10 protein-coding genes are annotated in these 8909 nt (G+C 57.1%); 5 read left to right on the forward strand and 5 right to left on the reverse strand.

What is annotated here, in order from left to right:
- Nucleotides 1-322: 322 nt before the first annotated feature.
- The 5 genes from EXR70_23875 to EXR70_23895 all read left to right on the forward strand — a co-directional run bounded on the left by EXR70_23875 (nucleotide 323) and on the right by EXR70_23895 (nucleotide 4235).
- Nucleotides 323-628 carry a RidA family protein gene (locus tag EXR70_23875; protein MSP41535.1) on the forward strand — a complete coding sequence of 102 codons (306 nt, stop codon included), beginning with the start codon at nucleotides 323-325 and terminating at the stop codon, nucleotides 626-628.
- Nucleotides 625-1629, forward strand: coding sequence for an ABC transporter substrate-binding protein (locus EXR70_23880; protein ID MSP41536.1), 1005 nt, complete (start codon nucleotides 625-627; stop codon nucleotides 1627-1629). The genes EXR70_23875 and EXR70_23880 overlap by 4 nt, the downstream gene beginning before the upstream one ends.
- On the forward strand, nucleotides 1626-2636 hold the full coding sequence (locus EXR70_23885) for an ABC transporter substrate-binding protein (protein ID MSP41537.1): 1011 nt from the start codon (nucleotides 1626-1628) through the stop codon (nucleotides 2634-2636). The genes EXR70_23880 and EXR70_23885 overlap by 4 nt, the downstream gene beginning before the upstream one ends.
- 30 nt (nucleotides 2637-2666) lie before the next feature.
- Nucleotides 2667-3674, forward strand: coding sequence for an ABC transporter substrate-binding protein (locus tag EXR70_23890; protein MSP41538.1), 1008 nt, complete (start codon nucleotides 2667-2669; stop codon nucleotides 3672-3674).
- A gap of 207 nt (nucleotides 3675-3881) precedes the next feature.
- On the forward strand, nucleotides 3882-4235 hold the full coding sequence (locus EXR70_23895; GenBank protein ID MSP41539.1) for a hypothetical protein: 354 nt from the start codon (nucleotides 3882-3884) through the stop codon (nucleotides 4233-4235).
- Between the two features lie 11 nt (nucleotides 4236-4246).
- On the opposite strand, the gene EXR70_23900 is transcribed toward EXR70_23895, so the two are convergent.
- The 5 genes from EXR70_23900 to EXR70_23920 all read right to left on the reverse strand — a co-directional run bounded on the left by EXR70_23900 (nucleotide 4247) and on the right by EXR70_23920 (nucleotide 8679).
- On the reverse strand, nucleotides 4247-5419 hold the full coding sequence (locus tag EXR70_23900; protein ID MSP41540.1) for a hypothetical protein: 1173 nt from the start codon (nucleotides 5417-5419) through the stop codon (nucleotides 4247-4249).
- A 72-nt stretch (nucleotides 5420-5491) separates the two neighbouring features.
- Nucleotides 5492-6154, reverse strand: a complete 663-nt coding sequence (locus EXR70_23905; GenBank protein MSP41541.1) for a 4Fe-4S dicluster domain-containing protein — start codon at nucleotides 6152-6154, stop codon at nucleotides 5492-5494.
- Between the two features lie 94 nt (nucleotides 6155-6248).
- Nucleotides 6249-6860: a hypothetical protein gene (locus tag EXR70_23910; GenBank protein ID MSP41542.1), complete on the reverse strand. Its 612-nt coding sequence runs from the start codon at nucleotides 6858-6860 to the stop codon at nucleotides 6249-6251.
- Nucleotides 6861-8177, reverse strand: coding sequence for a 4Fe-4S dicluster domain-containing protein (locus EXR70_23915; GenBank protein ID MSP41543.1), 1317 nt, complete (start codon nucleotides 8175-8177; stop codon nucleotides 6861-6863). It abuts the gene before it with no gap.
- Nucleotides 8178-8277: 100 nt separating this feature from the next.
- A complete protein-coding gene (locus tag EXR70_23920) occupies nucleotides 8278-8679 on the reverse strand; it encodes a heme-binding protein (GenBank protein MSP41544.1) in 402 nt (133 codons plus the stop codon).
- Nucleotides 8680-8909 lie beyond the last annotated feature (230 nt).

Genomic DNA, 8909 nt, shown 5'->3' on the forward strand with positions numbered 1-8909 from the left:
CCTCAACCACGGTGATCTCGCTGCGATATACTCGTTGAATTACGTCTAGTCGTTTCTCGTCTTTCATTGTCAGGGTTGTCATCCTTCCACCCTGACATAATTACGTTGCCGTTAACCCCTGACATAATCACTTTGCTACAACACGTCGGTGATTTCCCATTGTTTGGTTGTGTCGTGGCATGGTAGAAGCCAGGAAAACAGTTCAACAAGGAGAAATCGATGCTCAAGCGAGAGGTTGTGATGGCGCCGGCGGGAGGACCGTCCCACGGCAAAGGCATGGTTCAGGGAATCAAAGCCGGCGGCTTGATATTTTTTCTCGGCGATCCGCGGCAACGATCCGGTAACCAACTTCGAGAGTAACGACACTAAAGAGCAGGCGCGCCAGGCGTTTGAAAATTTAAAAGTCTTGTTGGCCGCGGCAGGGGCCGGGTTGGAGCATGTGGTCAAAGTAACTCTGTGCTTGCAGGATCTGAAATACCGCCTGCTGTTTCACGATGTCTGGATGGAATATTTTCCCAAAGATCCCCCGGCGCGCATCGCCATCCAAGTTGCCGATGCCAACGCTCAGCCGGGACGCAATGCGCATTTTGCCCTCGATGTAATTGCCATCGACCCGAGCGCGGGATGATCAATTCCAGATTGCAAATTCCAAATTCCAAATGTTCGCGCGCCGTAGCGTTGCGGCTTGCGCTGGTTGTTGTCTTATCGATGATGGCGTCGGCGACCATGGCCGCCCAGAGCGCGCGTGAGTTAAAGGAAGTCAAAGTTGCCTATCCGCCGTCGATGGCGTCGGTGACTTTGATGACCGGCATCAAACAGAGATTTTTCGATGAGCAAGGGCTGCGGCCGATTCTCTTGGTCATCGCCAGCGATCTCGCGCTCAAGAGCCAAGTCGTCGGCGAGATCGATTACACTTTATTCGGCGGCGGTTCCGGCATGCTTGCGGCGGCGCAAGGTTTACCGATCAAAAACGTCCACCTGCCGCACAAGTTCGCCGATCTAACGTTGGTCGCCCGGCCGGAATTCAAATCCGTCGCCCAGCTGCGCGGCAAGAAGATCGGCGTCAGCAGCTTTTCCGGCGCGGTGTATTCGTCGACGCGCGCGATGCTTTCAGCGGGCGGCTTGGACCCCGACAAGGATGTCGTCATCATTCCCATGGGCCGGGAGCCGATCCGCCTGCAAGCGTTGTTGGCCGGCAGCATCGACGCGACGCCGTTGCCCGTGCCGCTCCATGCCATCGCCGAAGAAAAAGGCTTCAGCCTGCTCGCCGACATCGAAGGAAAATTCGAAGTGCCCTTCAGCGGCATTACCGTGACGGACAAAAAACTCCGAGAGAATTCCGATGAAGTGAAGCGATTTATCCGGGCGATGGTCAAGGCCGGGAGTTTTTTTCTCAGCCATCGCGCCGAATCGGTGGCGCTTTACATGGACTGGTTGAAACTTTCGCGCACGATCGCGGAGAACGCTTACCTGCGTTCGATCAAGACCGTCAGTCCAGACGGCCTGGGCAAAGAAAGCGCGATCAAGAATCAGCTCGGCTTGATCAAGCAGACCACCAGCAAGGACGTCAAGATTGACGACGTCATCGATTTCACACTGCTCAAGCAAGTCCTGGCGGAAAACAAATGATGCGACGTGTCATTCATTATTGTCTGAAGATGCTTCTCATGTTGGCATTTGGGGACAGCTTCGCTATGGCGCAATCGCCGAACATCAAGCCAGAAAAAAGTCGTTTGGAAGTCGCCATCGCCGGTACCGGCTCGACCAGTTTGCCTCTGCTGGTTACTCTTGAGGCCGGCTATTTCGCCAAGCACGGTCTCACCGTCAACATCAGTCAAGTGAGCGCCAGCGTGTCGGTGCAAGGGGTGATCTCCGGCACCATCGATATTTATCAAGGCGGCGCGGCGGCCATCGCCGGTAATCTCGCCGGCGCGGATATTATTTACGTGGCCGCCGCCGTCGATAAGAGTTCGCTCAATCTGTTCGGTCAGAAGGGCATCACGAGCTTCGAAGCGTTGCGCGGTAAAGCGATCTCGACGACTTCGCCGGGCGCGTTCGGTGAAATCGCCGTGCGCGGCACGGCGCGGCGCATGGGCCTGGAGATGGGCAAGGATATTAAACTGCTCTATCACCGCACGCCGGCGGAGGCACTGTCGACGTTTCTCCTCGGCAACGCCGAAGGTTTGGTGATCACGCCGCCGCAGACCGATATGGCCAAGCAAAAGGGCTATCCGATGATCGTCGATTACTTCAAAGACGGTTTCAAAATCATCGGACCAGGAACTTCGGTGATCCGCGAGTTCGCCCAGAAAAATCCCAATACGCTCAAGGCCTATTTGATGGCTTATCTCGACGGTCTGCGGCGCACCGTTGACGACGAAGATTACGCTAAGAAGATCTGCGCCAAATATACCAAGTTGACCGACATGAATATTTTGACCGAAACCTATCAGCAAGGGCTGCGGGTGTGGAACCGCGATATGACCGTCGATCCGTCGGCGATTCGAAATGTTCTCGACGACTCGTCCGATGCCAAAGCCAAGAGCGCCGATCCCAAACGGTTCTTCGACAATACGCTGATTCAGCAGGTCAATCGCGAGTATGGGACGAAGTTGTTTGCCGGCGAAATTAAATAAGTTGCCAGTAGTCAGGAGGAGTTTCCGATTATGACCGTGAAAACGTTGCTTCGGGGAATTGTTTGGGTGTGGGCGATGCTTGGGTTGCTGGTCGCTAACGTCAACGCGCAAGCGGTCAAGCCGGAAAAGAAAAGTTTGGAGATCGCCGTGGCGGCGTTTGCCCATACGACCATGCCGTTGCTGATCGCTCATGAGGCGGGCTACTTCGCTAAGTATGGGCTGAGCGTCAACATCAGCGCGGTGAGTGCCGGCGTTGCCGTGCAAGGGCTGCTTTCTTCGAAGATCGATATCTACCAGGGCGGATCGGCGGCGATGATGGCGACGCTGGCCGGTGCGGATATTATTTACGTCGCCGCCGGTGTCGATAAGAGTTCCTTGATGCTGTTCGGTCAGAAAGGCGTGACGACTTTCGAAGCGTTGCGCGGCAAGACCGTGGCCACGACCTCGCCCGGCGCGTTTGGCGAGATCGCCATGCGCGGCTCGGCCAGGAAGTACGGCATGGAGATTCCCAAGGACATCAAGTTGATGTTTCACGGCACACCGGCGCAGGCGTACTCGACGTTTACCCTGGGCAACTCCGACGCCATGATCAATACCCCGCCGCAGGCCGATATGGCCAAACAAAACGGTTATCCGGTGATCGTCGATTACTACAAAGAAGGCTTGAAGATCATCGGACCCGGCACCGCCGTGACCCGCGAATTCACGCAAAAAAATCCCAACACCGTCAAAGCCTTTTTAATGGGGCTGTTAGACGGCGTAAAACGCGCCATCGACGACGAAGCCTACGCGAGCAAGCTGGAATCGAAATACTCGAAACTCACCGACGCAAAAATCCTCGCCGACAATTATCAGCAAGGACTGCGCGTCTGGAACAAAGACATGACCATCGATCCGGCGGCGATCCGCGCGGTGCTCGACGATGCGCCGGATGGCAAAGGCAAGGGCGTCGATCCAAAACGGTTTTACGACAACAGTTTCATTCAGGCGGTGAACCGCGACCATGCGTCGAAGTTGTTTCCGGCAGACGTGAAATAGCCCGGCGCCCGAGCCGTAGGTGGCTCCGATGGTTTTTCGCAATTTCGCATCAATCGCACCGAAATAGCTCAAGGCCTTCCAATCACGACAATTCTCCCGTCGAGTGACCGTGTTTTTCGCTGGTGCGTAGCCGGCAAGGCACCGACAATTCGACTTGCAGTCGGTTGTTACTCGAATCGCCAAAAAGAGCGGTGAGGCAGGATTTTTATGACTCTCGGGCAAGCGCTATTTTATTACGCGGCTTTTTTTTCGCTTCTACTGGTTGCGTTGATTTGGCTGTGGCTGCGGCGCAAGGTCAAAAGCGCGCCGGCGGCGAACGCGGCGCCGAGGCGGATGAGTTGGATTGCTAAATTCGACAGGAAAAAATTGGCGGCATTGCGGCCGCAGCAATGGCTTACCGGCGCGATGTGGATCAGAGTGCTGGTCGCGGCGTTGGTCGCGCTCTCCGCCGGCGTCATCGTGGTGGTATTTTTCTTTCCTCTCGGCGCGGCCTGGGCCGCCGCAAGCACATTTATCGCCGTGATGGTTGTGGTGGGATTGCTACTGCTATTGATCGAATAGCTAGCCAGACGTTAGCGTTGCGGTATGAACGCGACCGAGTCAATTTCGACCCAACAGTGCGGCGATAATTCTTCGACGACCATGGTTAATCCCGCCGGCATGATTCCGCTGCGGCTGTGGGCGGCGAAAAACTTGCGATAGGCTTCGGCGAACTCTTCGCGATGGGTTCCTTCGGTTAGATAGACAGTTGTCTTGACGATGTCGTCCAAGCTGCCGCCGGCGGCTTCGACGATGTCTTTGGTATGGCGCAATGTGGCTTCGGTCTGACCGGCGAGGCTGCCTTCGCATTCAACCACGCGATCGAACGTCACGGCATCTTGGCCAGCCAGAAAGAGCCAATCGCCGACCCGTACCGATTGCGAAAAAGAACCGGGCGCCAGACGCACCTTCGGGCTGGTGACGATTTTCTGCTCGCCGCGGTAGGCGATGGCCATGGAGCGCAGCAAAATATCGCCGCCGAGAGATTGAATGTAGATTCCCGAGTTGGGCGGGAAGGCGTCTTCGGCGAACACTCCCTGATAAATTTTCTTGCGCGCCTCGCCGTAGCCGGGGCGGTGCTTGGTGCCGGGCATGAACATGAAGGTGCGGCAGAGATTGCCGAGACTGAGTTTGCGGCGGCGGAGGATTTTTTCGATGCGCGTGAGCACTTCGCTGGTTTGGTTTTGAATCGTCGACGCGCCAGCGATGCGGCCTTGTTTGTCGGTAGCGTCGATGCCGGAGAGAAAGAAAAAATTGCCGACGCGCATGCCATGGCAGCCGGCGCCGATGGTCAGCGGCAAATTGATGACCTTGAAGTTCTCGCGATCTTCGCTGGTGGTGGCGATGGCATCCATGCGCACGCGGCAGCCGCCTTCCAGGGCGCAGACGCCGACGAAATTGACCGCTGGACTGTAACGGCCGAAGCGCCTACGCAGTGTCTTGGCCACGGCGCTAGCGTCGCGGTAGTCGGCGATATAAACCGACAGGCTAACCAGATCGGCGGTCGAGTGGCGAAACGGCAGGAGCGCGACGTCGAGATTGAGAAGCGTTTGGCTGGTTTGCTCTTCGGCGCTGGGCGCCAATTGGATCGTGCCGTCCGCGCCGCGCGCGTCTTGGGCGAGGAAAATAAATTCGCCTGCTTGTACGGCGTGGTTGAAGAGATTCGGCTCAGAGAAGAAATATTGCTCCGATGCTGTTTGTGCCATTGGGTCCTTCAAAGAAGAAGGGCAACCACGGGGGGTTGCCCCTACATAATTCAACTCAATCGACTGGGGCGGTTAGTGGTGCGCGTTTTCCCACACCGACATGCCGGCGCGACAGCACAGCGCGTCTTGTTCCGGGCGGGCGGCGCCGGCGATACCGATGGCGCCGACGATGGTGACGCCGCTGACGATCGGCAGGGCGCCGGCCATGGGCAATATTTTACCGCGATGAGAGATCGCTAGGCTGCGCATCACCGGTTGACGCGCTTGCGCCACCAGCGTCGCGGTGGCGACATGAAACGCCGCGGCGGTGTAAGCTTTGTTGAAAGCGAGTTCAGCGCTGAGTGCTTCGGCTTTGTCCATTTTGCCGACGGCGATGGGCGCGCCGGCTTCGTCGACGACTACGGCGGTGACGGCGGCGCCGACCATTTGGGCGTACTCGTGACTCGACTCGATCATCGCCCAGGCCGTCTCGAAGGGTACCGGGCCAATGGCGGCTTTGTTCTGCCGGAAGAAGGCGGCGTTGACTTCGATGTAGTCGGTGTACTGGGCCGGGATATCGATGTCTTTGAAGATCGCGTCGACCGGGCAGACGATCTCGCACTGCTCGCAGTCGATGCAAACTTCCGGATCGATGTAGAACTGCGGCGCACCGGGCTTGGTGTGGATGCAAGCGACCGGACAAACTTCAACGCAGGCTCCGTCGTTGGTGCAGAGGTCGGTAATTATATAAGGCATTCGTTCTTGCTTCGCTCCAATGGTCAAATTACAAATTACAGATTTCGGATTGCGAATTTGGAATATGGAATCTGTAATTTGTAATCGCTAAGCGCTAGCCGTCCGCGGCCAGCGGTAAGTCAGTGTAGATCGCGTCGGCGACGTAAACATTGGCGCCGAATTCGCGTGTCACCAATCTGCCGTCGCCATTCAACGTTCCCAATCTTGCTTTCGCCGCCAGTGCGTCGGCGTTGCCGTCACGCACCGTCGTGGCGCGAAAGCCTAACTCGCGAATCCATGAACTGAGTACGAAAGTGATGAACAGACCGTTTTGCACGGGCATCTGGCCGCCGATGCCTTTGGCCCGAAGCGGATCGTAGTCGGCGTGGACGGCGCAGAGAACGGCGAAGGGGAGGTCGTTCACTTCGCTGCTCGTTGTCTGACCCTCACCCCGACCCTCTCCCAGTGGGAGAGGGGGAAGATTGTCGAGCTTGGCGATGCCGATCAGCTCGGCGCCGAAGTATTGCGCCATGCCTTTGACGTGGCTGGCGGTGATCTCCGGCGTGTGCAGTTCGGCTTTGGTCGGAAAGACATTTCCCGCCGGCGCGTTACGGATCAGTTCGATGACCGTGTTGGTGCGATCGGCCGGCGCACTGTTGAGGAAAAAATCCCAATAAGGATCGTCTTGGTGATTGTCCTTGGCGGACCAGGGCAATTTGAAATTCACTTACGGTTCTCGCTTGACGAATCGATTGGTGTTTTCCTTGAGCGGCGCGTAGTAGCCGACATCGCCGGCGACAGCCTTGGCACCGGCTTTCTCGTGCGACGCGTTACAACCGGCGACGGTGCAGGCGTGCTCGCCAGGTTTGACGCCGGAGTCGTAGCCTAGCCACGTGACGCGCGCGTTACGAACCAGACCCCAAAAGCGGTCGTCGATCCATTTCAAAAATTTCACCAGCACCGGCCGCAGCGCGAACGGACAATAGTGCAACGCCGAGGTCGCCATGTTGTGCCACCAAGTTTTCGGCTTGGTGTAAGGGCAGACGGTGGCGCAGGTGAGACAGCTGCCCCAATGATCGTGTACGTAGGGGCGCAGTTTGTAACAGGTGAGCCAGTTGATTTTGTATTTCTCGATGCCGTTGTGAACGACCTTGTCGCCGACCGGAATGCTGTTGGTCGGACAGGTGTTGGCGCACTTGCGGCAGACTTTGCAGAAGTCGTCGACGCCGATATCGATCGGCTCGTCGGCGGTGAGCGGCAGATCGGTCATGATCGGGTCGGGCATATGGACGCGGGCGCCGTATTCTTTACTGATGACCAATCCGTTACGTCCGAGCTCGCCTACGCCTGAGGCGATGCCCGCCGCTTGCGGGATCGCCACGCCGCGTAGCGCCGTGTAGCCGAGTTCTTTGATGTAACCTTCCAGCGCCTTCAAGATCATGTTGCCTTTGATTTGCGACACATGATAAGCCGCGTCGCCGATCAAATGGCGGTGCGCTTGCAGCTTGTCGTAGTCCCACGCCGTGGTGGCGACGATGATGTAGGGAAACGTGCGCGCCAACTGCTCCGGCGTGTAGGCGGAGTACTCATCCTTCGCCGTGCCGTCTTGGACATAGCGACCGCCGCCCGACGCGTAGAGAAACGACGGATGCGCCTTGGCGACGCGCACGATGTCGGCGCCCATGTAGCGCGCCACCGCCTTGATATGGCGTGCCATGGCGGCGGGGTCGTTGACCGGAATTTTCTTCGGATTGATTTTGCCTTTGGCCGCTTGATTGACCACGGTGCTTAAAAAATGGCGGCGGTCGGCGAAGTGATTGGGTGCCGAGACTCTTGTCAGCGGATCTTTAGAGACCGTGTTGTGATACCAATTGAACAACGGCTTGCCCAATTCGCCGCGCTGATTTTTCGGATGGGGCGACTGGTTCATGTCGACATTGACGACCTGGTCGACCATGCGCACGGTGCGGCCGAGATAGGGTGTGGGGAATTCGGCGCTGCGATTTTTCCCTATTGCCGGTTCGGTTTTCTCTGCCTTGGACATTGTGAGTTCTCCCGCAAAATAAAATAGAAGTCAGAAATCAGAAGTCAGAATTCTGAATTCCGGCTTCTGATTTCTGGATTCTAGCTCCCGAATTCATCCTTCATGTTTGGTACCCGGCGAGCGCCACTTCGGCGCATTTTTGATCTTGATCGTCGGTGCCGCCAGAGACTGCAATGGCGCCGACGATGGCGCCGCCTTCGGCGATCGGCAGCGCGCCAGCGCCGGGCATGATCTTACCGCTGCTCGAAACTACCAGGCTTTGAAACCAAGCTTGATTGGCGACGCCGGCTAAATCTTTGGTCGGCTGTTGAAAGCTCGCCGCGGTGTAGGCTTTATTCAAGGCGATCTCGACGGTGATCGGCCGCGCTTTGTCCATGCGCCCCAGGGCGATCATGCGCCCGCTCGGATCCACCACCACCGCGGTCACCGCGATGTCTAGCTGCGCCGCTTGGTTATGCGCGCTACGTACCATCTGAATCGCTTTTTCTCCTGGGATTGCCATTGTCGCTGGAAACCTCCTGGTTGCCGGTGTTAATGCGCTTATCTAACAGCGAATCGTGGGGTGGCGTCAAGGGCTAGAGCGTTCAATGTTGTAGCAAAGTGATTATGTCAGGGGTTAACGGCAACGTAATTATGTCAGGGTGGAAGGATGACAACCCTGACAATGAAAGACGAGAAACGACTAGACGTAATTCAACGAGTATATCGCAGCGAGATCACCGTGGTTGAGGC

The organism is Deltaproteobacteria bacterium, assembly GCA_009692615.1.
Classification (GTDB): Bacteria; Desulfobacterota; Binatia; order UBA9968; family UBA9968; genus DP-20.

Excerpts from the sequence above, each read along its gene's own strand:
- EXR70_23880 (MSP41536.1), top strand. The coding sequence starts at position 625 with ATGATCAATTCCAGATTGCAAATTCCAAATTCCAAATGTTCGCGCGCC.
- EXR70_23885 (MSP41537.1), top strand. The coding sequence starts at position 1,626 with ATGATGCGACGTGTCATTCATTATTGTCTGAAGATGCTTCTCATGTTG.
- EXR70_23890 (MSP41538.1), top strand. The coding sequence starts at position 2,667 with ATGACCGTGAAAACGTTGCTTCGGGGAATTGTTTGGGTGTGGGCGATG.
- EXR70_23895 (MSP41539.1), top strand. The coding sequence starts at position 3,882 with ATGACTCTCGGGCAAGCGCTATTTTATTACGCGGCTTTTTTTTCGCTT.
- EXR70_23900 (MSP41540.1), bottom strand. The coding sequence starts at position 5,419 with ATGGCACAAACAGCATCGGAGCAATATTTCTTCTCTGAGCCGAATCTC.
- EXR70_23905 (MSP41541.1), bottom strand. The coding sequence starts at position 6,154 with ATGCCTTATATAATTACCGACCTCTGCACCAACGACGGAGCCTGCGTT.
- EXR70_23915 (MSP41543.1), bottom strand. The coding sequence starts at position 8,177 with ATGTCCAAGGCAGAGAAAACCGAACCGGCAATAGGGAAAAATCGCAGC.
- EXR70_23920 (MSP41544.1), bottom strand. The coding sequence starts at position 8,679 with ATGGCAATCCCAGGAGAAAAAGCGATTCAGATGGTACGTAGCGCGCAT.